The organism is Sporosarcina sp. ACRSL (assembly GCF_022346605.1).
GTDB lineage: Bacteria > Bacillota > Bacilli > Bacillales_A > Planococcaceae > Sporosarcina.
Window position 1 is genome coordinate 53,569 of the sequence record NZ_JAKRNT010000010.1, and the last position, 22,730, is coordinate 76,298.

A 22,730-nucleotide genomic window follows, 5' to 3' on the forward strand; every position below is an offset into this window, starting at 1 on the left:
TTGAGAAAGGAATGAAAAGAATGTATCATGGTCCAATCATCCAACATCATCCTTATTACCCTAAATTCCCAATACATTCTTACAATGCCTACACCCCTACCGGAGTCAACCATGCAAACACTCTTGGTTATTTTCGTCCATTCAATCATGAAAAGAGCATTCCATTTGAAATAAATGCAAATCCAATTAGGTATACAAATGATCATCCAGCAAGTAATTCAAACGTTGTGAGATCCTCCTTTTCAAAAGAAGAAGCAGCTGCAATTGCTTTACTTTTAGGCATTGATTTTAGAGAGAGTAAGTTTGATTTAAACGAATTTTGGATGGGCGTAAACATTGAGCTTGAACACGGAAGACAATCAAACCAAACAAATGTCACTGATGATAACCCTCTTATTACTGGGAAAATCGCACTGGCTCACCTGAACGAATTTCCCGATTACTACAAAAGATTAAAAGTACTTGAGGAAGAAGCAAAAGCCTATTGGAACAAATAATACAATTGAAAAAAACGGGATACCCCTAATCCAATTGTCGATGAGTAACGTGTGATTAACAAAAAAGAAAAACGAGCCTAAAATTTGCATAGTTTGCTATGCCTTTTAGGCTCTTTTTCTATTTCGAAACCGGAGAAAGACCGCCCGATTTTATGAAGTATCATTACCATTTACAGTCACATACTACAGAGAAATACGAACGGTACTTATAGGATGTGAGTAATAATGGCTTTTTTCTATGGACAAGAAACATTGACAGCAATCCAATGGGTGTTGCGTGCTATTATAGGCTTTTTCTTTTTATTATTTGCAACAAAGTTGATGGGGGAACGTTCTATTTCCCAGTTACGGTTGATCGACTTAACCATTGCCCTGATTATCGGAAACACTTTAGCCCATCCCCTATCTGATGAAAAGCTGGGAATGAAAGGTGCGTTGATTTCGACAGCAGTATTAATCATTCTTTACATCACTACAGTTTATGCAACGTTAAAATGGGGAAATTTACGCAAATTGATGGAACCGTCGCCCTACCCACTCATTAAGAATGGGGAATTGATTTTACCGAACCTAAAAAAAGCGAGAATTACAATCGATCATTTATTATCAGAACTACGTAAGGAACAAATTAAAGATATTCAGAAAGTAGCATTGGCATTATGGGAACCAGACGGAACCATTTCCTTTTTCCTTTCCCCTCAGCATCTACCAGTAACGCCTAAAGATTTGCAACTCACTACAAACCCATTTTCCTTTCCAATAGTAATCGTCAAAGAAGGGAAAATTGATATGGATTCATTGAAGAGTGTAGGCAAAGATATGAAGTGGTTGCAAACTAAATTCACACATTATAATGTGCAAGCTTCAGACATTTTATTGGCAACAGTTGACGATAGCGATGATGTAAAGATTTACCGATGTAAAGGATGAGTAAGAACTGAAAATGGTAATGCCTAATTCCTCTGTCTTTTTGCGAGGAATTAGGCTGTTGGTTTTTCCACAAGCGGCATCAGTTTAGATTTAAGAAATTACGAATAGCTTTTACATATTCATCTTTTGGATATTTCTTATATAAATCGCTTGCTAATCGAATGGGGTCGCCAAAAAAGTATCGCTCATATTGGGTTTGCCTTGTTCCAAAGGAACTCATTGTTAGATCCCACGCTAAACGAAATATTTTCACTCGTTCCTCTGCGGTCTTCGTTGCTCCTTTAAGATAAGAATCTAAGTCCTTTCTAATAGAAGAATGAAAAGCTTTTTCGGTTGGCAATGTAATCATTCCACTCGCTCCGATAAGCTGGATAATTTCTGTGAAACGAGGATAGATTTTAGGGAAAATGTTACCAGCAACTAGAAGTGGATAAATTTCTGGCCGCATATATCCCCACTCATCTAACTTCGCGTTATTTTCCGCTTTTTCCAGCAAGGCTTTCATCGTTTCAAGACCAATGATGATTTCTGACAACTTTTCTTGGATATGTTGATACCCACTAATATTAATCGTTTCGATAAGAAGTTCAGCAATCCCTAAAACGAACTCTGTTTTCACAATTTGTCTAACTAATACTTGGTGCTTCGCAAAGGGAAGGAACGGGCTTTCCATTGGAAATTCTTCAGATACCTCCACATTGTTGTAATAAAACACCCTATTCCAAGGTACTAATACATTGTCAAAGACAACGATCGAATCCATTTCTTCGAACCTAGAGCTTAATGGATGATTAAAAGAAGATGGACCTCCGATGAATGTATCCCTACAAATAAACTTAATTCCTTTCGTGTTAGAAGGGATCGAAAAAGCAAAAGCTTCATCTTCATTAAATAGAAGTTTACCAACACTAAATACTAAAACTTCATCTGTTAAACCACCTTGCGTAGCAAGAAGGCGGGCACCTTTAATGATAATTCCTTCATCATTTTTACCAATGACTTTTGCAGCAATTGGCTCGACGCTGTTTTCAATGTAGACTTGAGAACGATTCACTTGCGGTGAAATAAAGGTATGCGTGAAGGACAAGTCATTTTCCCTGGCATATTCATAAAATGTTTGTAGGTTATGCGGAAAGCAATTTTCTTTATTTTTCAAATAGGTTACTGAAGATGCAAAGCTCGTCAAAACCGTATTTAAATAATCTGGGCTTCTTCCCATAATCCCCCCTGAATATCGAGCCCAATGTTCAGTCATCTTTCTTCTTCTTATTAAGTCCTCTTTTGTTTTAGGTTGTAAATAAGAAAGGCCAATCGTTTCTCCTGAAACTGGGGAAATAAAGGTCATCTCATCTTTTATTTTTGGGTCATGTTGCAAATCATAAAGGGCCGCTTTTGACTGAATGAGCCCCTTAAAGGCTGGATGTTCAGAGAGCGGCCCTACAATTTTTTCACCGTCGTACCAAATTTCGTTATTCAATTGATTTAATCGTTTAATATATTCTTTACCAGTAATAGCACCCATATTCCACTCTCCAATGTAATCGCCATTTATTAAAATCAAATTAATTAGAGTCGTTCAATCTAAATTTATTTTATGTAAATAGAGCATGGTAATATTCCTTATCGATAGCGAATGGGAGTTGCGGCTAACCCGTGTCATTAGTACCGATATCATAACTAGAATCTTTGATTTCTCATTTTCCAATGCTTATAGTTAGTTAGGGTGCACGTGTACTGAAACTGCACCCCCCTATGGGATCATGTAGAAAAGAAGGGAATCAACTTTCATGTTTACTCGAGAAAAACTGGAAAATAATCAAGTTTGGCTATATGTCATTGTTTTACTGATTGCGTCTGGATTTGGCTTACTAGCTCCTGATTTTGCAGGACGATTAGATGGATCGATTTCTATTGTGATTGCAATTTTAATGTACAGTATGTTTTCACAGATTCCATTTGTAGCTTTTAAAAAAGCATTTGCAAACCGCCGCTATATCGTTGGGTTATTGATTGTTAATTACATAGCAGTTCCAATTGTCGTATGGCTTTTAACAACCTTGCTGCAGGACCATCCACCGTTGCTACTCGGGGTGTATTTGGTTTTATTGACCCCTTGTATTGACTATGTCATTGTTTTTACAGCGCTTGGCCGTGGCAATGAAAAGATTGTCCTTTTTTCCACACCACTTCTTTTCATTTCGCAAATGCTTCTCTTGCCTCTTTATTTATGGTTGTTTATGGGCGAGAAAGCAACAGGTATAGTAGAACCAGGTCCTTTCTTTGAGGCATTTTTCGGTCTCATTGTTATACCGCTTGTCATCGCGATTGCCATACAGCTACTTGCACGAAAAGCGTCTATCGGCAACAGAATCGTAAATATCTCGGCATGGCTGCCCGTTCCATTCATGGCACTTACGCTTTTTGTTGTCGTAGCCTCTCAGATCGGCAAACTATCTGTCTTTATGGACCTAATTTTAAAAGTCATTCCAATCTATCTTGCATTTATGATCATCATGCCAATCATTTCACGTTTCATCGCTAAGTGGTTCGCTCTTGATGTCGGAGCGAGCCGTGCCCTCGTCTTTAGTGGATCGACGCGCAATTCACTTGTCGTTCTTCCACTTGCAATAGCTCTACCAGACGAGATAAGCACATTGGTAGCCGCGGTAATCGTCACACAAACGATCATTGAACTGGCATGTGAATTAGCGTACATCCGAGTAGTCCCAATTCTACTCGTTCGAGATAAATAAAAAATGAAAGCCGACATCAGCAGTCGACTTTCATTTTTCATTTTTATTAATCGCGCCCGTTTTTTTGTTTTTTACAAATTGAAGTATCAAAAAGTTTATCCAAGTGATTATTGGAATGGAAAAGGTCAATAGATATAGATCTGAGTAACCAGTTCCAAAAATTTGTGCTTCCTCATTCATACTGTAAGAAATCCACGATGCAGTAAGTAAAATCACCATGTTTACACAGAGGGCTGATAACATGCTCAATAATTTATGGTTTGTCTTTTTTAATACGAGAATAGATAGAATGGACGAAACCAATAATGAAAATAAAACAAGTGCATAACTCAAAGTCTACAGCCCCTCCATTTTTCTCAGCGTCGCTTCCCATTGAAACGCAATTTCCCGTAAAGGCTCTAATTATTCAAAGAAACTACCTGAAATGCCCCCTATTTATAAATGAAGTTATTTCTCTCTACAATTAATTTCCCTTTATTCTGGTCAGCATTCACCGTGTAGTCTTCACCGTTTTTCAATTGAAACGTAAGTATCTCTCCTTGATAGCGTTCATCAATATAGATAAATATATAGCTGCGTTTTTCAATAAAAACAAATTCTTCACGCGCTCCTTGTTGTAATTCCAATAAACCATATCCTTCATTCGAGTAACTAAATAACGCAATGGCCGGCATGTCATCAATCGTCAATGCAAATGCCGTTAGCTCACCATCAATCCATTCATCTTGTTTCGCAATTTCCACTTTTTCTTTATCTAATGTGTATCCCCCGTAAGTAAATTCGATTTCTCTCCAGAGTTCTTGCTGTTTTGGATATCCCCTGTTTTCCCAAGTAGCGGTTTGCGTCACTTGTCCTTCCTTATCAACACGAAGGATCACACCAATCATTGGTGTTTCAATATTATTCACTTGAAAAGTGCCAACCGTATAGCCTTCTTCATAATCTTTCGGTGATATTGTAAACTCTTTATCTGGATAGTTTTCCGCCAAATAATTAACGACTTGTTCATATCGCTCCGCATGCGTGTTCACTTGTAATGTAGGATAATAAAAAAAGTATCCTGCATAACCAATAACAAGCACGCTTGATAAAACAACCGCCCATTTTTTCCTTTTTCTAAGCACAAGCCAAATCACTAGAATTACAGCCAGTACTATAACTCCAATAAGAAGAAAATATATCAATTCACCTGGTTTCATAAGTTCCCTCCTTTTTTATCAATTCACTATGCCGACGTGTTTTTAATTGTAACATTTTCCAATTACTCGCCGATACATGAAAAAAAGCGCAAACTTTTTTGTTGTTTGCGCTCTGTACAGAAGATGTTATGCTACCACTATCTCTTCACTCTTTATGGATTCTGTTTTTTTCACTTCAATATACTGAATTTGTTGACCGTCTTTTAGATGGACAGAGAACTTATATCCCTGATGGTTGATTGTTTTGGACAAATCTAGTTCTGCATCCTGGGTATAATACCAACCACCTACTGTATCGATTCCGTCTATGTTGAAATCGACGGATAAGAGCTTTTCTACATCTTCAAGCAATACTTTTGTATCGATAATAAAGTGATCTTCATTGATTTTACGAATTTCTGGGATTTCTTCAGCATCGAATTCGTCACGTATTTCCCCAACAAGCTCTTCTAGAATATCTTCAACCGTGACCATACCACTTGTACCGCCATATTCATCTAATAAAATCGCAATGTGAATGCGTTCTTTTTGCATTTTTTGCAGTAAATCCTGAATGGGTACCATGTCGATCGTTTGAATGATTGGGTTTATATAATCGGACAATTTAAATGTGTCAGGCTGGACACGATTGGTCATGCCTTGTGTTAAGAAATCTTTGATGTTCAAGAAACCGATCATATTATCTCGGTCATCCTCAAAGATTGGATATCTTGTATATTGCTCTTCTGATATTGTTGTAAGTACTTCTTGAAAAGAAGCATTTACTTCAAAGCCGATAATATCGGTACGGGGTACCATGATTTCACGTGCAATTCTGTCGTCAAACTCAAAGACATTGTTTACGTATTGTAACTCGTTTCGATTGATCTCACCTGATTTAAAGCTTTCAGAAAGTAATAATCGAAGCTCTTCCTCGGTATGGGACATTTCATTTTCTGATGCTGCTTTAATACCGAATAATTTGAGCAATAAACGAGAAGAACCATTTAATGTCCAAATGAATGGATATAAAATCTTATAGAAGATTTGAAGTGGTTTTGAAAATGCCAACGTTATAGCTTCCGCCTTTTGAATGGCTACTGTCTTCGGCGCAAGTTCTCCTACAACAACATGCAAGAATGTGGCGATGATAAACGCTCCGCCGATTGTGAACCATTGGATATAGTCCGTCGGAATCCCTATCGTTTCAAACAAGGGATGTAAAATAAACTCAAAGGTAGGCTCTCCTACCATACCAATCCCTAATGCGGTTACTGTGATTCCAAGTTGGCAGGCGGATAAGTATTCATCTAAATGGGTTGTGACATGTTTAGCCGCAAGTGATCCCGCTTTTCCTTCTGCAACAAGTTGATCAATTCGAGATGAACGGACTTTCACAATAGCGAATTCCGTTGCGACGAAGAATGCTGTTAAAGCAATGAGTAAAGCAAATATAATTAAATATATGGGGGTTGACAATAGTCTGTTCTACAAAAGTAGAACACCCACCTCCTTATTGTAAGAGTAGTATTAAAGCTTGCATCAAAGTAACACTTTCCGGTGTTACTTTTTGTTTTAGACTTTGTTTTTCTTGTTCACTTAAAGTCTCCATCATTTTGGACACATCATTTTCTAGTTTTTGCATTTGCAGCCGAATTTCATGAATGTCTATTTCTTCATATGGTTTACTTTCTATCTTTTCAGTACCTATTAATTTGGCTATTTCCGATAAGGACATACCGGACCTTTTTTGCTCTTCTATCCAATGAACACGCTTAATCATATCTACAGGATATAACCGATAATTAGATGGGGAACGTTCCATTACAAGTAGACCTACATTTGTATAGTGATCGATCGTACGTTTCGTTACGCCTGCTCTAGTAGCAAGATCGCTAATTTTTAGTTTCTCAGTCCCATATTATCACCTCAAACCATCACGTTATACTCTAAGTGTAACGTGATGGTTGATGAATAGCAAGTAAAATGCCTATTTTTTTACATGAATGGATGTCAAAAAGAGCAACTCCCATTTGAAATGAGAGTTGCTCTTATCATAGCTTCATGTTAATGCGGCAAAAATGCCAATTGATAAAAGAATAGAACTGCAAACACATAGACAAGTGGATGGACAGCACGCCATTTTCCCGTAACGACCTTCAAGATCGGATACGAGATGAATCCTAGCGCTATCCCCGTTGCGATACTTGAAGTGAGCGGCATGCTTAAGATGATTAAAAATGCGGGAAAGGCTTCGTCAATTTCATCCCATTTGATTTTGGCAATGGCCCCCATCATTAAACTGCCGACGATAATCAAAGCTGGTGCAGTGATCGATGATAAGCCTGAAACCGCACTGACAAGCGGTCCGAAAAACGCTGCGACAATGAAAAGAATGGCGACCGTGACCGTCGTAAGCCCAGTTCTTCCCCCTGCTGCTACACCTGCTGATGATTCGATATATGCACTCGTCGGAGTTGTTCCGAACATCGAGCCAGCCGTAGCTGCAACTGAATCTGCGAGTAGTGCTTGGCGTGCCCGTGGCATTTTATTATCTTTCATTAAGCCGGCTTGCTGCGCAACTCCAATCATCGTTCCAGTCGTATCAAAAATCGTCACCATGAGGAATGAAAAGACAACCGGGAACAACATATGTTGCCATACATCCGTAAGGGCAGTAAACGGATTGGACACAATGAGTCCTTCCGGAAGCGATGGCATTTGAACGAAACCTTGGTCAAAGGATAGATGCCCCGTGAAAAAGGCAACGACGGCTGTGACGATCATGCCAAGGAACAATGCCCCATGCACTCGTAACGCCATTAAAATTAGCGTGACAGTAAGACCAAGCAATGCAAAAAGCACAGTTGGTGAATGAAGATCACCGAGCGCAACTAAATTCGATGGATGGGAGACGATCATGCCAGCTTGTCTCATCCCGATGAATGCGATAAATAAACCAATCCCTGCTGTAATTCCATGCTTTAAGTTATCCGGAATGGCTTCAATCAACACTTTCCGGAAAGATGTCAAAGACAAAATAACAAAAATAAGACCCGCAACGAAAACAGCCGAGAACGCTGTTTCATACGTAATTCCATTTGTTCCAACGACCGAATAAGCAAAATACGCATTCATACCCATCCCAGGAGCAATGGCAATCGGATAATTAGCGGCAAGTGCCATCCATAACGTTCCAAGCACAGTTGCAATGATCGTAGCCGTAAACACCTGATCGAACGGCACACCTGCGTCTTTTAAAATGATTGGATTGACAATGACAATATAGACCATTGTAAAAAACGTCGTGAACCCTGCAAGGACTTCCGTTTTTACAGTTGTATTGTTTTCTTTTAATTTAAACACAGAGATATCCTCCCCAAAATACGAACATTTTTTGATTACTTTTATATATTATTCGTTTTTATAGCAATTGGCAAGTACTAACATTACAATTTCTTCAATAAAAAAATCCCTTTTGAGGGATATAGTGAAGAAGTCAACTAATTACATATTCGGACACTCAGGAGATCACTGTATAGCTATAAGAAGTCTCGTTGGAAGTCTTGGGGGTTCGCTGAAGACGATAAGATAAAAGAAAGAGCAATAGATTACAGCCCACTTATTGAGGTTCAGTCACTCATTTTCTTCCTAAACCCAACAATTGCAATCAAATATAAAACAATCGTATATCCAACTACCCATAGTAAGGGAACCCAAATCTCACTGTATTCCCCCTGTAGCGCGAATCTTGTTGCATCCACAGCATGGACAAATGGAAGTACACTCGCAACTTTCTCAAAAACTCCACCAATCATGTCTACTGTAAACCAGGTTCCACTTAACCAGGTTGCGATATTAACGAACAAGGCAAATATGCCGCCTACCTGTTTGTCGGTAAAAAATGTTCCGAGCATTAATCCGAATCCGATGTACAGAAGTGCATTCACTAAAAGTACACCTATTGCTACAATCACATTCCAATCAAGTTTTAATTCAAGAAAATAAGCCGCAATAAAACAAACCACAATTTGCATAATCGCAATGAAGATCAGTGGAATCGTATAACCAATTATGTAATCGGACGGTTTTAACGGGGAAACAAATATACGCATTAAAAATGAACTTCCCTTATCTTTTCCAATTAGCATCCCTGAAAATAGGGTTAAAAATGCAAAACTAAACACAATGACGCCAGGTGTAAGATTTTCAATTTTATAAAGCTCCATTGGCATATTTTTTTGCATCATCGTGAATAACCACATAATGACAACAGGCAGCCCAACCCCAAACATGATGGTTAATGGGTCACGTACTATTTCCTTCTGGTTTCTTGAGGCAAATGCTACAAATCTCATTGGACTCCCTCCTCTGTTAATGCTAAGAAAATATCTTCAAGACTTTCCATATCATATTGTTCCTTTAATTCATTAACAGTCCCTATTGCTTGCAATCTCCCTTGGTGCATAATACCGATGCGATCCGCTAAAGCTTCTGCCTCATCCAAGTAGTGGGTTGTCAACACAACAGTAACCTTCCCTTTCAAATCCTCTAACACTTTCCACAGACTACGGCGTGCACGAACGTCTAACCCCAGTGTTGGCTCATCTAAGAATAAAATTTCTGGGTTTGAAATGAGCGCCATGGCAATGCTTAATCTGCGCTGCCAGCCACCTGACAATGTCTTTGCCTTGGTTTTGGCCTTATCCAATAAACTAAATTCCGCCATTATCTCAAGCGCCATATTTCTCGCCTGTTCTTTTCCACTTCCATAAATCCTAGCAATGAATTCTAGGTTTTCCTGCACAGTTAAGTTCGGCGCTACTGCGGTTTCCTGGGGTGACACATTAATCTTTTGCTTGACCGCTTCCCTTGCCGATACAATACTATCTTCCGATAAAAATGCATCTCCACGAGTCGGGGCTGACAAGCATGAAAACATTTTGATAGTCGTTGTTTTTCCCGCCCCATTGGAACCGAGTAAAGCAAAGAATTCACCATTTTGTATTTGCAACGATAAATCGTCCACAACCACCTTATCTTTGTATGCTTTTGTGAGATTCCTTACTTCAATTGTCATTTTAACTACCTCCTGTCTCCTTTGTTTGTAGGACTGCATTAATTTGTTCAATATCCTTTCTCGAGATTAATAGTTGAATCCAGTACGTTAGACCGTAAGCTCCTACGAAATTAGCTAGTAAAATGAAGAGGCCCATAGAGGTAACTGGCATCCAGCACAATAAAACGACAGTTAGCCACACTGCGCCTGTTGTGAAAAAGTGGGTCATATACTGTTTCAACAATCCCCAACGCCCTATTTCAAAAATGAAGGAGCCTAGGGCTAGTACAAGACCAATCAACCCTGTTAAAAAGAATTGCGTTAGTACAGCTGCCAACTTCGTTTCAAATAACTCACCGAATTGATCTGATACTGGCATAAACTCACCGTTTCCTAAAAAGAAAGAAATGATCAGCTGTGTGACTTGTCCTAAAAAGACACCAATAATAAATCCTGTACCCATTCGACCTAAAACCCTTTTCAGCATAATTACCACCTCAAATTCCCAACTGTTTTTTAATTTTTGTTACAAACCGACGCGATACGAATGTTTTAATATTGCCCTTCAGCAAAACACCGATTGTTCCAGCGAGGTTTATATCCATACTAACAATGTAATCACGGTTAATAATTTCCGATTGAGAAATCCGAATAAATTGGTTCGATGATAATTTCTCTTCCAACTCATAGAGTCGCATTCGGATGGAATACGTGTCATGATTCGTTTGCACATAGACCTTTTTACTTTCCGAATAAATTCGAATAATATCATCCACTCCAACAATGGCTGCTTCTCCCTCGGAAAACACGGTTAGTTTTTGATTTTCTGATATCCTTTTCATCATGCTTTTTACTTCATCGGTTATTTTATCGGTAATAATGATGACTTTAGGTTCTTTATAGGCCGCATCAATTTTGACTTCTATTTTCATTGCTCTCTCCTTTCTTTACTGTAAAATGCTTTTTCCAGACAGTAAATAGATGTTAGACATTCGGTCAATCTAGAGTGACAAACGGTTATTTTTATTTCAAAACACGATAATATCTCTTAACTATACAGTAAAAAAGTAAGTGTTAGAGACTTATGTCATAGTTAAAGGAACAGGTATGCACAGTTCCGTTTAAAAATTGAACACAAAAAAAAGACAGACAATCATCTGTCTTTGGAAAGTTTCAATTTGCTCCTCCGATTTTCATTTCCCAAATTGCCTTTTAGTCAGTAACGAATTCATATTATTTTTTTAAATACATAACTTACTTTGTCATATTCCATTTTATCCTCATAAAATCGATGAGCATCCGTTCGCTGTAATCCCGATGATAAGGCGACACTGTCATAGCCATTTTCCTTGGCCCACTCATGCACGTATGAAAGAAGCTTTTCCCCATATCCGTTTGATCGCTTGTTTTGATCCGTGACTAAATCACATACCCAAACAAAACGCCCATAGTACAGCGTTATCATTGGTTTAAATCCAGTCACGGCAACGATTTCACCTTGATCATACAAAGCGAATAATCGATACATGTCCTTCTCTTTCGCCTCCGTCACCAACTCGAGATAAGCTTTCTCGTCAAGATGGGTACGTAACTGTTGCATAACTGGGAAAGCTTCAAGAATTTCGTTTTGGGAGTGGAGTTCACGAATCGTTAATGTGTCCATGGCAATCTCCTTTTTAATTCTGTTTTTCGTTGCATTATCTTATTTTTTTTGTTGAATGAACTAAACGCCAACCCTGCTTCGCTTGAAACTTGTTCATATACTGAAGGAAAGGAGGGATAACTGAATGGATCGATTGATTCTTATCATGTTGGCTGGTATAGTAGCTGGATTTGCATTACTAAAGGTTCCCTTGTCACTTACTTTTTTATATGTTTTAGAGCCAATCACTGACATAATCGCTGTTGTAGCTATCTTAATTTTCTCCTTGTTCCTTATCTATAAAGGTTTCAAGGCACTACTTGGGAAATATTAATTTTTACTGTTGACTCAGATATTATTCTGAGTTTTTTTAAATCACTTCTCACTAGACAATTACATGCTCACTAGCTTTTCCTTTACAATTTCTGGTTTACCTTTCATTCTTGTGCCAAGTATGATGAGGGCAACATAGATTACGATGGCAATTGAATCTATAAGCGTATCCATAAGGCCTGATATGTCAACAAATGCCGTTATACCAAGAATAATCATCAGTCGGACGATTAGAATTGCGGCAATCAACCATGCCGCAAACCTAGTCTTTGATCGCTCGGTTTGGACTGACATTAAAATGAAAGCAATGCCGAAGACCAGATTTTCCACCGTGATGATGTGCCAGACATAAGTGAAGACTGTCCGGGTACTTACGGACATCTCCTCAATGTCGAGCATCGGCAACACAACGGTTTGCCCGTTCCAAGCGTGCGTGACGGCAAACAGTAACGCAAGAACGCCTGCAATCAGATAATAATAATTCCTAACCTTGATGTTCACCACAACCTTCCTTCGAAATTTCTGTTTCCTTCTTTTGGAGATCCATGTAAATCTCGCGGGCAATCTCTGTCAGACGTTGGTCACTTTCGTTAGTAAAGTCCCTTAGCGTTTCGACCGCGACATCGAGTAGCCGACTGACCTTTTCCAGATGAGCAATCTTTTTGCGTGTTTCTGCGTTCTTGGCATCGAGAAACGCTGCAACCTCTTCGCAGTAATCAGGGTCAATACCTTCCATCTTGTGGAATCTAAACTTCCCCCTGATTTCGTCAAGAGAAAAGTCTGCATACCGCATGATTTGAATATTCATCAAATCGATGAGGTCGTCTTTCGAATACCTGCGATACTGATTGTCTTCTCGGGACGGAGAGACGATCCCTATTCGGTCATAATAACGAAGCGTATCCTTCGTCATTCCAAGGAACTGCGAAACCTCTTGTATAGAATAAAGTTTTTCCATGAACTTAACATACCATTGAAGTTGACTCCAACCTCAAGTCATTTTTCGGTTTTTTCAAAAAAAATATTTTTGAAACGAATCCCTTCCACGGATAGTTTTGATTCGTAATTATCTCTTTGTACCATTTACTTGTTTTTTCGGCATCGCTAACCTTCAAACACACAGTGTCAAATTTTCTAATCATAAAATAGCACTCCTTATGTGTTTTGACATACGTTTTATTCCATAATTTGGTCCAATTCAGGAATAGCATTTGTTATCAATTACCACCAGTTAATGAACAAATTAAGATATATTACGATTACGTAAAAATACGCCCGATGGTAAGTATCTAGAAACGAATATATTATTTTTTCACTTGATAATCTTCTATTGTTATTTTTTCACTAATTTTAAAGACAAAAAATTATTGATTCCAATTTTCTTGGCACTGATTTCTGAAACAGGCTTTCTTTTGTACTCTTCAAATCCCAATTTGTTATATAAATTCATTGCCGAAGTATTCGTATCCGCAACCTCTTCAATGATATAATCGCTGTACGGAGTGTTTTCAATGATATGCTTTATGATTTGAGATGCAGCACCCTGTCCTCTAAACTCTAAAGCCGTTCCAACAAACTCAATCGACCCTGTATTTGGAGGGAATTCTTCAAAGGGTGCCTCAAATTCCTTCTTTAGAAAGATCCATGCCATGCTTCCCTTAAAAAATCCTAGATGCTTCCTTAATTCCTTTTTATTTAATCGAACCGATCTATCGACACCATCTGTACATGCTGTCATTCCAGCAATTTTATTGTTAACTATTGCTACATAAAATTGATTCAAAACAAACATATGAGCAAAAGCTTTTGCTATTTTATTTTTATCCTTTGAGAAAAAAACGAGCCATTGTGAGAATCCTTCCGAAAAAATCTCAGACATTTGTTTCCTCACGTCAAAATCCACTTTATCCGCTTTCACAACACTAAATTTACAATTTTCAGATTTCATGTAGTGTATTACTCCTTTTTTTAATGAATGAAGAATCATTTACACAAACAAACCTCTTCTTTTGTATTCTTCTAATTAAAAATAAAATCCATTTTTCAGCTAACTTGCCTATTACTAAATAGGCCCAGTTCCTTGACCTGAAATGATGAAAATCTTGCTCTATTCCTTGGAGGTACGGAAGTTCCATTAGTTTTCATTTACTACCTCCATAGAAAACTGTTTAGTATGGGGCACTAAATAGATATATAAATATATAGCTAACAGTAGAGCAAACAATGAAAAAATGCCTGCAACCAATTGTAATGAAAACCACTCGGCAAGGGTGCCCAAGACGAATGTCAAAGTGATTTGTGCTACGCTTTGCAGAAGATCTAGCGAGCTACCAAAGCGTCCCATCAGACTAGGAGGGATCGTTTGTTGGTACATCGTTGCGTATCCCGTATTACTAAATGCCATAAAAAACCCGAGTGTTATAAAGCTTATAATGGCAAACCATAAAACACTCGAGGCATAAAAGAGTAAATAGCTTAGCATGGTCAAAGAAAAGCCTGCTCCAATATACGTTTGTATCGATAGTTTATTAACCATTGCTGTCGCACATAATCCACCTACAATTGCACCAAGTCCAGCAACGCTTACAACGATTCCATATGTCGTATCAGTTGTATGTAACACACTTTTTAAAAAGGTCATCTCTTGAGAATCAAGTGCAAAGGCGACCATCAAAGCAATCATATACACAACAAAAAAAGTGAGTAATTTCGGCTTTTTTCGTATATAGGACCATACTTGTGAAAAATCATCACGGATAACACGGAATGTCAAACGACTACTTTTTTCCGTTACTTCATTCTCGATTTTCGGTAATGAGGCAATCGCCCATGCACAGACAAAGAACGTCAATCCGTTCACCCACATCGCAACACTTGTATTACTTATTGCAATAATTCCTCCGGCAAGTGCCGGGCCAATCATAAAAGAACCAGAGCTTAACGTACTGTTCAATGCATTAAATCTTAGTTTATCTTCGTCTTTTACGAGCTTTGTAATGACATATGTGCTACTCGGACCGAAGAAGCTCCTTGCAACATTTGTAAGGAAGATGAAACTATAGATGAGCCATATCGATGTTAAAAAAGGCATGATGCAAACAATGACTCCCCGAACAATATCGCTATACACCATCAGCCGTTTTTTATCATAGCGATCAATGATAGAACCGGCAAAAAAGTTACTAATTATACGAGCAATCGGACCTGCAATATAAATTCCCGCCACGGCTGCAGGTGAATGCGTTAAATGCCAAACTGCTAAGTTCAATGCGATTAGATAAATCCAATTTCCTAAATTGGAAAAGCCCAGACCCCCCAATAACAAACCATATTGTTTAAAAAACTTCATCCTGACTCCCCCTCATACGCTGCCCGTAGAGCAACTATTTATATAGCTGCTCTTTCAATCATTCCATGATGATGCAGGGTTTTTAGTACATCCATTGTCCAAATGCTTTTCCAAACTTTTGCCCCATCATCTTCGCAATTCCAGTTTAAAATAAAATGTCCATCTTCCGATTGCGTTTTTATTTCATTTTCTAAACTTCGTAACACGTGATTTTTAATGGGAACGCACATTAGACTGTCTGGTGATGGAGCAAAAAAATAAGGTTTAGCACAATAGATGGTTGACCATTTAGTAGAATCAGTCTCAATGATTTCTTCAATATCCCTATATAATTGTTGTAGAATAGAAGACTTAAACGGCTCATCAATTCGATTTGCTAGACGGAGTAAACAAAGTGCTTCTAAAAAGTAAAATTGGCGTGATTCTTCCGTTGTGTGAATGGTACTGAAAGAAGATGTGGCATGTTCCGTAACGATATGTAAGAAATCATCGGGAACCAATTCACGATACTCATATAAGTATCCTAATAGTTCAGAACAAGGATTATCTCTCCACCCCGTACTTTTTTGATGAGGTCTACCATGCCAACATTTTAGTTCCCAATCATAAGAGTCGATTATGTATGTAATTCCTTGTTGAACGATTTCATTGTTTGCTGAAGCCCCCACTTCACTAAGATATTGAAATGCCATACAAGTATCCATGCCGTTTGGAATAACAGCATGTCCCTCACCCATGTTGCAAAAGCCTCCATTATCCCCTTGGTATTTTTCTAATAAATCAATGACGGGTTGAGCATCTCCACCTTCGAAATAATAGCGAAACAATTCCTGCTCCAAATCCCTTCCATAATTCATTAAATATCTTTTAGCGTTTTGAAATTTTTCAACCGATAGACTAATATACATAACAGCACCTCTCCTTTACTAGAAGGTATCCTAACCATCCCATACTACACTGTAGGAAATATTAAGTTTATGCCAAACCCAAACCTCGAAAAGTCGTTCCATTTCTTTTCGCAATGCTTTTTCATCCATATTCTCATCAATTCCTAACTTTTCAAAAGTAAATGTTTCTGTCGCCTCAGTCCCTTCATACTCGGCACTGCTGAATGAAAAAGTTACTGTTTTAACCATTGCCCTATCCTCCTATTTTAGAAGTCTGCTTTTACGTTTTAATATATAGACAAGTCCGACGAGCACTATAGAGGCAATCTCAGATAGGTTAATCTACGTTATTTTAGCCGTCCAATTTACCATGAATATGCCAATGAATATACAAACACCACCAAGTGTTACATTCCACACGATCATTTCATCCAAGAGTAACCAACCAGACAGAACACCGAAAAATGGAGCTAGAAACAAGAATGCGCTTGTTTTGCCGGGCTCGCCTTTTTGTAAAAGGTAAAACCAGACTGCAAATTGCACAATGGAAGCCATTAGGGCTAACCATAATAAAATTGTGATCGATTGTTTGTTCATTTGAAACGAGGGATTTTCCAATAGAAAACTTCCAACGAACAGAATCAGACCACCAAACAACATCTGATAAGCCGTTAATACCCAAGTATTGATTTGAGCGCCCCACTTTTTAATGAGTAGTGTTCCGACAGCCCACGAAATGGCTGACAGGAAACCAAAAAGTGTTCCAATTTGTAAGTCCATCTGTGCACCAAGCGTAACAATTACGCCGACAAAACCTAAAATAACACCGACCCATTGCCGCCAACTATACGTCATTTTCATGAAAACTGTTCCAAAGATAACAACCAAAAGCGGGTTCATAAACGTTAAAATAGACGATTGTCCCGCAGTAATCGTGCGTAAACTGACGAAGATACATCCCATGACAGCTGCCGTTTGAAAAAAACCAATCAGCGCTATTTTCAGCCAGTCCGCCATCTGTTTTGGATGTGCGAATCTTAAACATTTTACAAGTATCGCCATAATAACCCCTGCGATGAGAAATCGGAGTGCTACAAGCATGATCGGTGTAGCGTAAGCCAATCCAATCTTTCCGACTGCAAAAGCAGATCCCATTAAAGATGTCGTCAATACGACTAAAAAGCCAAAAAGCCATTTGTTCATAGCGGGATTCCCCTTCGAAAATACTTTTTACAGTAAAATGCTTAAGACTTACTGCTCACCAATCGATAGATTATACGACATCTGTAAGAGTCATAATGAATTTCCAAGTAACACTTTATGTATTTTCTTTTGATATTTTTTATGATATCCAGCGTTATTTTTCATTTTTTCAACGTTTAATTTTCCTATGACATAACGAACATCTTTATCTTCCTTAATTAGTTGTTCATATTTATCATCAATAAAGTAATTTTGAAACCACTCGTATTCTTTAAGCGATTTTATATTTTTCTCTATTTCTTCTTCTGTTACATCCTTTGTAAATGAAAAAAGGATTGTACCTAGTGAGCCTAAAAGTTCAAGTAGAGTTCCCAATCATTGCACCACCTAACAAATAAAAATTTAAAAAACCTTACTAAAGAATATACAACCATGGTTAGAAGTGTTGAAGCTATTCTACTTCTTTTTCTATTTCTATTTCTTTTTTAATAGTTATTAGTTTTGACATAACAAAGTGAACCATTGCAATAGTAAAAAGCAAATCTCGATAAGCCTCATCTGTCTTTAGCCATGATGCCACAAGAATGAAAAATACGAAAGATATGACGAGTAATGCTATAATATATTGTTCAAGCTTTACTTCCATTTATTATTCCCCCTCTCCATTTTTACTCCATTCCTTATTTTAATTAAAACCTGTCATGTGTCCCGATAAGTTGCAGTAACACGACTACTTAATCACTTTTTTCAATAGTACAACCACTGAAAAATGAATGAGTCCACCGAACATATCAAACATCATCATAAAGATAATTGAAAAAAGATCATATAAAACAATGCTCCCAATAAGTCCCGCTAAGCTGCCGGAACCCGCATAAATAAGTACCTTTGCCCAATTCGGTGAGTTTTTAGTTCGGATAGAAAAATCGATGTACAATGATACAGGAAATGCTCCGAATGCAAAGAAGGGAAACGAGTAAAGACCGACTACCAAGACCGTTGGCCCAATACTCCGGGAGTCTTAAAAAAAAATAATCGAATATAGTGCCATGAAAACTCCAAAGAGTACGGGAGAAATTAGCATTGCTAAAAAATAGATAGAAACACGGTCAAATGTCTCTTTATAGTTTAATGTCATAAACGCCCCTCTCTTTCCTCCCTATAGGGCAGAAGTTATTGCAATCATTGATATCTCAACAGTTCAAGTTGCTCCAGTAAAAAACATAAATCCTCAGGATAGGCATGGGTAATGGTTATTACTTCAGATAAAGACTTCCAATCAGCTTCGGTAATGATTTCATCAGGATCATTGATACCGCTACTTTCGCCAATTTTTTCTACCCTAAAATAATATGTTTTTACCTGAATCCCTTTAATGGTTGTTTCTTTTACTCTTAATTGTTCGATGACTTTCACGTCATATCCGGTTTCTTCTTTAAATTCCCTAACGCAACATTCCTTTGGACTTTCGCCTTCTTCAATACCACCTGAAGGTACTGCCCATCCCTCTGACTCAAAACCTTTAACCATTAAAATTTCATTTTTTTCATTGATACAAACACCCGCTGAACCTGACCAGCTTTTCATTCTCATTTTCCCCTTCTCCTAAAACTTTTCTAAGTGGCCCGTTTGAATCCTATTAGGATTGCTGTAATTGTTTAAGATTTCTTTGAAATAATTCAGGAAGTGCCCACCCTTGATATGGCTCAGGTATTTTAATTTGATCATGATCCCCACCTTGAGCAATTGTTTGTTTCAAATTATTCATGTACCGAATAATAGTAAGCAGATCATTTTTTGTTCCTACTGGACCGTGTCCAGGAATAGCAACATTAATATCCCACGTTAGCAACTCTTGAAGGATATTTATCCAGTTGTCCACATCAGAGTCTTCAAAGATGGAGGGATGGGTATTAACAAAAAGCAAATCCCCCATGAAAATCACTTGATCATCCGGCATGTAAAGAAAAGCATCACACGGTGTATGTCCCCCACCTTTTGTAAATAACACTGCCGAACGCTTCGATCCCTTAAATGTGTACATATCCTGAAATGTAACTGTTGGTAAAGTTAAGCTAAGAGTAGGTAATGAACTTTCAATTTCCTTTAAGAAACTGATTTGAACTTCAAGTTTTTTATCATTTGTTTCTTGGAGGGTTGTTTCTAGTGTGCTGATATACTTTGCTAATCCTTTCATATCGTCTTTCTGACTCTCAATCCGTGTAGGCTGCAATTCTTTTATATTCGAATAAGTAGTATCACTGGAAAGAATCTGGCACGAGGCAAATACTTGATTGCCCCTAATATGGTCACCGTGATAGTGACTGTTTATTGCCCAGCTCACTTCATGGCCAGTTAACTCTTCTGCACACTTTTTTAAATCCGCAGCAGCCTGTTGAGTATTAAACGTATCAAATATAATAGTCTGATCTCCTAAATCTATGAAACCCGCGTTCCCTACAGCACCGCCGCCGTCCTTTGCAATAGCCGCATAAATACCGTCTTCGAGACGTTGAAGTTCAAAGTGTTTACTTTTACATTCTACTCTCATTTCAACCCTCCATTTTTTTTATTTTGGCCAATGTTTATATCTCAAATAAATAAAAGGCTAAAACAATACTAAATAACGCCAGTAAGTCTAAAATGGAACTTGTTTTATTACTAAGTTCTTTTTCAAGAAATTGCATCTTATCAATCACTCTAAAAAGCATTACAACCAGGCATCCAGCAGCTATCCCACCGACAACGGTTGGCATATCATAAACAAATTTATCTAGGAGCCGTATAATAATTACTGAACAGGAATTGAAAAGGCTTTAAAGAATCTATCGTATGTTTTTACCTTTACTTTACCAGTCCTATACAACCAATTTTTCAATTCCATAACTCCTTTTGAGTTTTAATTCCTTCTACCTGAAAATTAGTAAAGTTTGTATAACTAGTATAACATCATTGTTCTACTAACGATGTCAATAATTGTATTTCGTTATTCTAAAAGAAAGCCTAATTCCTCATTCTTATCAGTGAGGAATTAGGCTTTTGATTTTCCATGGGTAATACTATTTTTTTACATCTCCAAAAGTAATCTTCATACTAGGTGCCCAGGCTAAAGAGGAATTTATGTTAAACACTTGTGAGAATAGAAATACAGACTCATACTGTTTTTGTGCTTCTTCCAATGTAAGCCCACGTATTATCAAATCTTTTATATACGATTCTTTTCTTGCAGGTTCTTCACCTACCCCCTCTTCTTTTAATGAATTATACAGTCTTTCGTTATCCTCTATGTTGACGTAGGGATTTAGAAAGTTTACTTTGTCGCTGCCTCTGCACTCAATGTTCTTCACACCTAACTCGGAAAGATACTGAGGTATTTTAACACCAATATTTCCATCTTTCCCAGTCCGCTTTGCACCTTCTTCATATAATTTTTGAAGACTACCAAGTTGAACAAGTTGTGATTGGTCGTACCCATCAATGTAGTATGATGACATACCTGAAATCCAATGTGGTTCAAAGCAAATTATTTTTCCTCCGTCGATAACTGAGGTAACCATTTTTTGAAGCATTCTTTTGGGATCGGACACATGTAAAAGAAAGGCGTGGCTAACAGCTATATCATATTTTCTCTCTAACTCAATTTCATTCGTATCAGTGTCAGTCAAGATGAATTCCGTTTCATATGGAGTGTTATGATAAAGCTCTTTCGCCTCACTAATCAATTGTCTTCCTTTATCAACACCAGTATATTTAGAACCTGCCGGCAAAAGAGGTAATAATTTCAGTCCTAAATATCCATATCCGCAACCAAAGTCAATTATATGAACAGGTTTTGATAGTTTCCAAACATATTTAACCAAAAATTCAATATAATCATCATTGTAATATAAGTCCCTCGTTCTTTTTAGGTATTCAATCTTCGTATCCCAATAATACTTTTCCATTTGGCCCTCCTTTGCGATTCAAACCAGTGTTTATTCAAACATACCGTTTGTTCCAGACCGATATAATTGAAAATTAGTAAATATCTAATAAGGAGTATACCATATTATAATTTCAAAGACATGGAGTAGCGTTGTAACTATTATTTACATATGGGTGAGCCCACATCGCCAATGTATAATAAAACATGCACCACCTCTTTGTATGACTCGATTTGGTCGAGGGGCGGATTGCTTTCAGCGCTGGATAACTCACTTTGAGCGCGAGACGACTCGCTTTGAGCGTGGGATGACTCGCTTTGAGCGCAGGGCTATTCACTTTGAACACGGGGGATACTTGTATCAAATAATGAAGGTGCTTTTTTAGTGGATTGACTTCAACTCTCTTCAAAAAATAGAAAAGAGTGCTTGGCCTACTTATATGGCCAAGCACTCCATAGCAATTCTCAATCACCCATTATGATTCAGCAATTGCTAAGCCACTAAAGGATACAGGGCCTACAACAGCGGCTTCTGTCCCACTAGTTAAATTTTGAGCAGTTACTTGATATACATGGGTACCTTGTCCAACATTAAAATCTATTGCTTGGAATGTCTCTACATAATTTACTTCTGATTCAGGATCAGATTCTATTCCTACTTGGGTATTGAAAATTTCTCTACCGTCGCGGAAGATCCTAAACAAAATTTGGGAGACGCCTGTAACACCACGCACTCCTACTGTCGCGATTAATTCTACACGATTTCTAGGTGCACCACTGGGAATCCTTACACGAATAGTTGCCAATGAAACCCTTAATGGCGAACGAGGAATCGTAATGGGTCTACTTGGAGTAAACCTACGAATGGGTTGTACAGCTTGGTAATCAAGTATCCGAACCACTATAGTCACCTCCTTTAAACGTAATACTGTAAAGTATGCAGTTTCGAAGGAAGTGCTTGGTTAATTGAATTACTT

At 37.9% G+C, this 22,730-nt stretch carries 28 protein-coding genes; 4 read left to right on the forward strand and 24 right to left on the reverse strand.

Features of this window, described 5'->3' with window-relative positions; translation table 11 throughout:
• Positions 1-11: 11 nt before the first annotated feature.
• Positions 12-497, forward strand: a complete 486-nt coding sequence (locus tag MHZ92_RS15240; RefSeq protein WP_239432578.1) for a DUF5661 family protein — start codon at positions 12-14, stop codon at positions 495-497.
• Positions 498-722: 225 nt separating this feature from the next.
• Entirely contained in the window at positions 723-1,427 is a 705-nt protein-coding gene (locus tag MHZ92_RS15245) for a DUF421 domain-containing protein (protein ID WP_239432579.1), read from the forward strand.
• 79 nt (positions 1,428-1,506) lie between these two features.
• Here MHZ92_RS15245 and hpaB read toward each other — a convergent pair whose 3' ends face one another.
• Positions 1,507-2,949 (reverse strand): 4-hydroxyphenylacetate 3-monooxygenase, oxygenase component, encoded by a 1,443-nt coding sequence (hpaB, locus tag MHZ92_RS15250; protein ID WP_239432580.1) that lies wholly within the window; start codon positions 2,947-2,949, stop codon positions 1,507-1,509.
• A gap of 265 nt (positions 2,950-3,214) precedes the next feature.
• On the opposite strand from hpaB, the gene MHZ92_RS15255 reads away from it, so the two are divergent.
• Entirely contained in the window at positions 3,215-4,180 is a 966-nt protein-coding gene (locus MHZ92_RS15255) for an arsenic resistance protein (RefSeq protein ID WP_239432581.1), read from the forward strand.
• Positions 4,181-4,611: 431 nt separating this feature from the next.
• On the opposite strand, the gene MHZ92_RS15260 is transcribed toward MHZ92_RS15255, so the two are convergent.
• The 9 genes from MHZ92_RS15260 to MHZ92_RS15300 all read right to left on the reverse strand — a co-directional run bounded on the left by MHZ92_RS15260 (position 4,612) and on the right by MHZ92_RS15300 (position 12,080).
• Positions 4,612-5,379 (reverse strand): hypothetical protein, encoded by a 768-nt coding sequence (locus MHZ92_RS15260; RefSeq protein WP_239432582.1) that lies wholly within the window; start codon positions 5,377-5,379, stop codon positions 4,612-4,614.
• A 126-nt stretch (positions 5,380-5,505) separates the two neighbouring features.
• A complete protein-coding gene (locus tag MHZ92_RS15265) occupies positions 5,506-6,837 on the reverse strand; it encodes a hemolysin family protein (protein WP_239432583.1) in 1,332 nt (443 codons plus the stop codon).
• A gap of 34 nt (positions 6,838-6,871) precedes the next feature.
• Positions 6,872-7,258, reverse strand: a complete 387-nt coding sequence (locus tag MHZ92_RS15270) for a MerR family transcriptional regulator (protein ID WP_370644764.1) — start codon at positions 7,256-7,258, stop codon at positions 6,872-6,874.
• A gap of 167 nt (positions 7,259-7,425) precedes the next feature.
• The gene (locus MHZ92_RS15275; RefSeq protein WP_239432584.1) at positions 7,426-8,724 is read right to left on the reverse strand and encodes an NCS2 family permease; all 1,299 of its coding nucleotides are present in this window, start codon (positions 8,722-8,724) and stop codon (positions 7,426-7,428) included.
• A gap of 266 nt (positions 8,725-8,990) precedes the next feature.
• A complete protein-coding gene (locus tag MHZ92_RS15280; RefSeq protein ID WP_239432585.1) occupies positions 8,991-9,716 on the reverse strand; it encodes an ABC transporter permease in 726 nt (241 codons plus the stop codon).
• Positions 9,713-10,438 (reverse strand): ABC transporter ATP-binding protein, encoded by a 726-nt coding sequence (locus tag MHZ92_RS15285; RefSeq protein WP_239432586.1) that lies wholly within the window; start codon positions 10,436-10,438, stop codon positions 9,713-9,715. The genes MHZ92_RS15280 and MHZ92_RS15285 overlap by 4 nt, the downstream gene beginning before the upstream one ends.
• Before the next feature lies 1 nt (position 10,439).
• Positions 10,440-10,904: a DUF3021 domain-containing protein gene (locus MHZ92_RS15290; RefSeq protein ID WP_239432587.1), complete on the reverse strand. Its 465-nt coding sequence runs from the start codon at positions 10,902-10,904 to the stop codon at positions 10,440-10,442.
• 10 nt (positions 10,905-10,914) lie between these two features.
• Positions 10,915-11,349 carry a LytTR family DNA-binding domain-containing protein gene (locus MHZ92_RS15295; RefSeq protein ID WP_239432588.1) on the reverse strand — a complete coding sequence of 145 codons (435 nt, stop codon included), beginning with the start codon at positions 11,347-11,349 and terminating at the stop codon, positions 10,915-10,917.
• 296 nt (positions 11,350-11,645) lie between these two features.
• Positions 11,646-12,080: a GNAT family N-acetyltransferase gene (locus tag MHZ92_RS15300; RefSeq protein WP_239432589.1), complete on the reverse strand. Its 435-nt coding sequence runs from the start codon at positions 12,078-12,080 to the stop codon at positions 11,646-11,648.
• Between the two features lie 124 nt (positions 12,081-12,204).
• Between MHZ92_RS15300 and MHZ92_RS15305 the strand changes: the two genes are divergently transcribed.
• Positions 12,205-12,393 carry a hypothetical protein gene (locus MHZ92_RS15305; protein ID WP_239432590.1) on the forward strand — a complete coding sequence of 63 codons (189 nt, stop codon included), beginning with the start codon at positions 12,205-12,207 and terminating at the stop codon, positions 12,391-12,393.
• 59 nt (positions 12,394-12,452) lie between these two features.
• Here MHZ92_RS15305 and MHZ92_RS15310 read toward each other — a convergent pair whose 3' ends face one another.
• The 14 genes from MHZ92_RS15310 to MHZ92_RS15375 all read right to left on the reverse strand — a co-directional run bounded on the left by MHZ92_RS15310 (position 12,453) and on the right by MHZ92_RS15375 (position 22,655).
• Positions 12,453-12,896, reverse strand: coding sequence for a hypothetical protein (locus MHZ92_RS15310; protein WP_239432591.1), 444 nt, complete (start codon positions 12,894-12,896; stop codon positions 12,453-12,455).
• Entirely contained in the window at positions 12,877-13,350 is a 474-nt protein-coding gene (locus MHZ92_RS15315) for a MerR family transcriptional regulator (protein WP_239432592.1), read from the reverse strand. Before MHZ92_RS15315 ends, MHZ92_RS15310 begins: the two co-directional genes overlap by 20 nt.
• Before the next feature lie 375 nt (positions 13,351-13,725).
• Positions 13,726-14,340, reverse strand: a complete 615-nt coding sequence (locus tag MHZ92_RS15320) for a GNAT family N-acetyltransferase (protein ID WP_239432593.1) — start codon at positions 14,338-14,340, stop codon at positions 13,726-13,728.
• 186 nt (positions 14,341-14,526) lie between these two features.
• On the reverse strand, positions 14,527-15,741 hold the full coding sequence (locus tag MHZ92_RS15325; protein ID WP_239432594.1) for an MFS transporter: 1,215 nt from the start codon (positions 15,739-15,741) through the stop codon (positions 14,527-14,529).
• Between the two features lie 38 nt (positions 15,742-15,779).
• Positions 15,780-16,649, reverse strand: a complete 870-nt coding sequence (locus MHZ92_RS15330) for a hypothetical protein (RefSeq protein WP_239432595.1) — start codon at positions 16,647-16,649, stop codon at positions 15,780-15,782.
• A 30-nt stretch (positions 16,650-16,679) separates the two neighbouring features.
• Positions 16,680-16,877 carry a hypothetical protein gene (locus MHZ92_RS15335; protein ID WP_239432596.1) on the reverse strand — a complete coding sequence of 66 codons (198 nt, stop codon included), beginning with the start codon at positions 16,875-16,877 and terminating at the stop codon, positions 16,680-16,682.
• A 93-nt stretch (positions 16,878-16,970) separates the two neighbouring features.
• Positions 16,971-17,831, reverse strand: a complete 861-nt coding sequence (locus MHZ92_RS15340; protein ID WP_239432597.1) for a DMT family transporter — start codon at positions 17,829-17,831, stop codon at positions 16,971-16,973.
• A gap of 90 nt (positions 17,832-17,921) precedes the next feature.
• Entirely contained in the window at positions 17,922-18,206 is a 285-nt protein-coding gene (locus MHZ92_RS15345) for a hypothetical protein (protein WP_239432598.1), read from the reverse strand.
• Between the two features lie 76 nt (positions 18,207-18,282).
• Positions 18,283-18,477: a hypothetical protein gene (locus MHZ92_RS15350; protein ID WP_239432599.1), complete on the reverse strand. Its 195-nt coding sequence runs from the start codon at positions 18,475-18,477 to the stop codon at positions 18,283-18,285.
• A 536-nt stretch (positions 18,478-19,013) separates the two neighbouring features.
• Positions 19,014-19,418, reverse strand: a complete 405-nt coding sequence (locus tag MHZ92_RS15355) for an NUDIX hydrolase (protein ID WP_239432600.1) — start codon at positions 19,416-19,418, stop codon at positions 19,014-19,016.
• Positions 19,419-19,470: 52 nt separating this feature from the next.
• Positions 19,471-20,382: an MBL fold metallo-hydrolase gene (locus MHZ92_RS15360; RefSeq protein ID WP_239432601.1), complete on the reverse strand. Its 912-nt coding sequence runs from the start codon at positions 20,380-20,382 to the stop codon at positions 19,471-19,473.
• A gap of 34 nt (positions 20,383-20,416) precedes the next feature.
• The gene (locus MHZ92_RS15365; RefSeq protein ID WP_239432602.1) at positions 20,417-20,587 is read right to left on the reverse strand and encodes a hypothetical protein; all 171 of its coding nucleotides are present in this window, start codon (positions 20,585-20,587) and stop codon (positions 20,417-20,419) included.
• 303 nt (positions 20,588-20,890) lie between these two features.
• The gene (locus tag MHZ92_RS15370) at positions 20,891-21,775 is read right to left on the reverse strand and encodes a class I SAM-dependent methyltransferase (protein ID WP_239432603.1); all 885 of its coding nucleotides are present in this window, start codon (positions 21,773-21,775) and stop codon (positions 20,891-20,893) included.
• 454 nt (positions 21,776-22,229) lie between these two features.
• Entirely contained in the window at positions 22,230-22,655 is a 426-nt protein-coding gene (locus tag MHZ92_RS15375; RefSeq protein ID WP_239432604.1) for an exosporium protein C, read from the reverse strand.
• Between the last annotated feature and the right edge of the window lie 75 nt (positions 22,656-22,730).

Bases quoted from the DNA above. Each gene is read 5' to 3' on its own strand.
- MHZ92_RS15240 (WP_239432578.1), top strand. From the start codon at position 12: ATGAAAAGAATGTATCATGGTCCAATCATCCAACATCATCCTTATTAC.
- MHZ92_RS15245 (WP_239432579.1), top strand. From the start codon at position 723: ATGGCTTTTTTCTATGGACAAGAAACATTGACAGCAATCCAATGGGTG.
- hpaB (WP_239432580.1), bottom strand. From the start codon at position 2,949: ATGGGTGCTATTACTGGTAAAGAATATATTAAACGATTAAATCAATTG.
- MHZ92_RS15255 (WP_239432581.1), top strand. From the start codon at position 3,215: ATGTTTACTCGAGAAAAACTGGAAAATAATCAAGTTTGGCTATATGTC.
- MHZ92_RS15260 (WP_239432582.1), bottom strand. From the start codon at position 5,379: ATGAAACCAGGTGAATTGATATATTTTCTTCTTATTGGAGTTATAGTA.
- MHZ92_RS15280 (WP_239432585.1), bottom strand. From the start codon at position 9,716: ATGAGATTTGTAGCATTTGCCTCAAGAAACCAGAAGGAAATAGTACGT.
- MHZ92_RS15285 (WP_239432586.1), bottom strand. From the start codon at position 10,438: ATGACAATTGAAGTAAGGAATCTCACAAAAGCATACAAAGATAAGGTG.
- MHZ92_RS15290 (WP_239432587.1), bottom strand. From the start codon at position 10,904: ATGCTGAAAAGGGTTTTAGGTCGAATGGGTACAGGATTTATTATTGGT.
- MHZ92_RS15295 (WP_239432588.1), bottom strand. From the start codon at position 11,349: ATGAAAATAGAAGTCAAAATTGATGCGGCCTATAAAGAACCTAAAGTC.
- MHZ92_RS15300 (WP_239432589.1), bottom strand. From the start codon at position 12,080: ATGGACACATTAACGATTCGTGAACTCCACTCCCAAAACGAAATTCTT.
- MHZ92_RS15305 (WP_239432590.1), top strand. From the start codon at position 12,205: ATGGATCGATTGATTCTTATCATGTTGGCTGGTATAGTAGCTGGATTT.
- MHZ92_RS15315 (WP_239432592.1), bottom strand. From the start codon at position 13,350: ATGGAAAAACTTTATTCTATACAAGAGGTTTCGCAGTTCCTTGGAATG.
- MHZ92_RS15320 (WP_239432593.1), bottom strand. From the start codon at position 14,340: ATGAAATCTGAAAATTGTAAATTTAGTGTTGTGAAAGCGGATAAAGTG.
- MHZ92_RS15325 (WP_239432594.1), bottom strand. From the start codon at position 15,741: ATGAAGTTTTTTAAACAATATGGTTTGTTATTGGGGGGTCTGGGCTTT.
- MHZ92_RS15330 (WP_239432595.1), bottom strand. From the start codon at position 16,649: ATGTATATTAGTCTATCGGTTGAAAAATTTCAAAACGCTAAAAGATAT.
- MHZ92_RS15335 (WP_239432596.1), bottom strand. From the start codon at position 16,877: ATGGTTAAAACAGTAACTTTTTCATTCAGCAGTGCCGAGTATGAAGGG.
- MHZ92_RS15340 (WP_239432597.1), bottom strand. From the start codon at position 17,831: ATGAACAAATGGCTTTTTGGCTTTTTAGTCGTATTGACGACATCTTTA.
- MHZ92_RS15350 (WP_239432599.1), bottom strand. From the start codon at position 18,477: ATGGAAGTAAAGCTTGAACAATATATTATAGCATTACTCGTCATATCT.
- MHZ92_RS15355 (WP_239432600.1), bottom strand. From the start codon at position 19,418: ATGAAAAGCTGGTCAGGTTCAGCGGGTGTTTGTATCAATGAAAAAAAT.
- MHZ92_RS15360 (WP_239432601.1), bottom strand. From the start codon at position 20,382: ATGAGAGTAGAATGTAAAAGTAAACACTTTGAACTTCAACGTCTCGAA.
- MHZ92_RS15365 (WP_239432602.1), bottom strand. From the start codon at position 20,587: ATGCCAACCGTTGTCGGTGGGATAGCTGCTGGATGCCTGGTTGTAATG.
- MHZ92_RS15370 (WP_239432603.1), bottom strand. From the start codon at position 21,775: ATGGAAAAGTATTATTGGGATACGAAGATTGAATACCTAAAAAGAACG.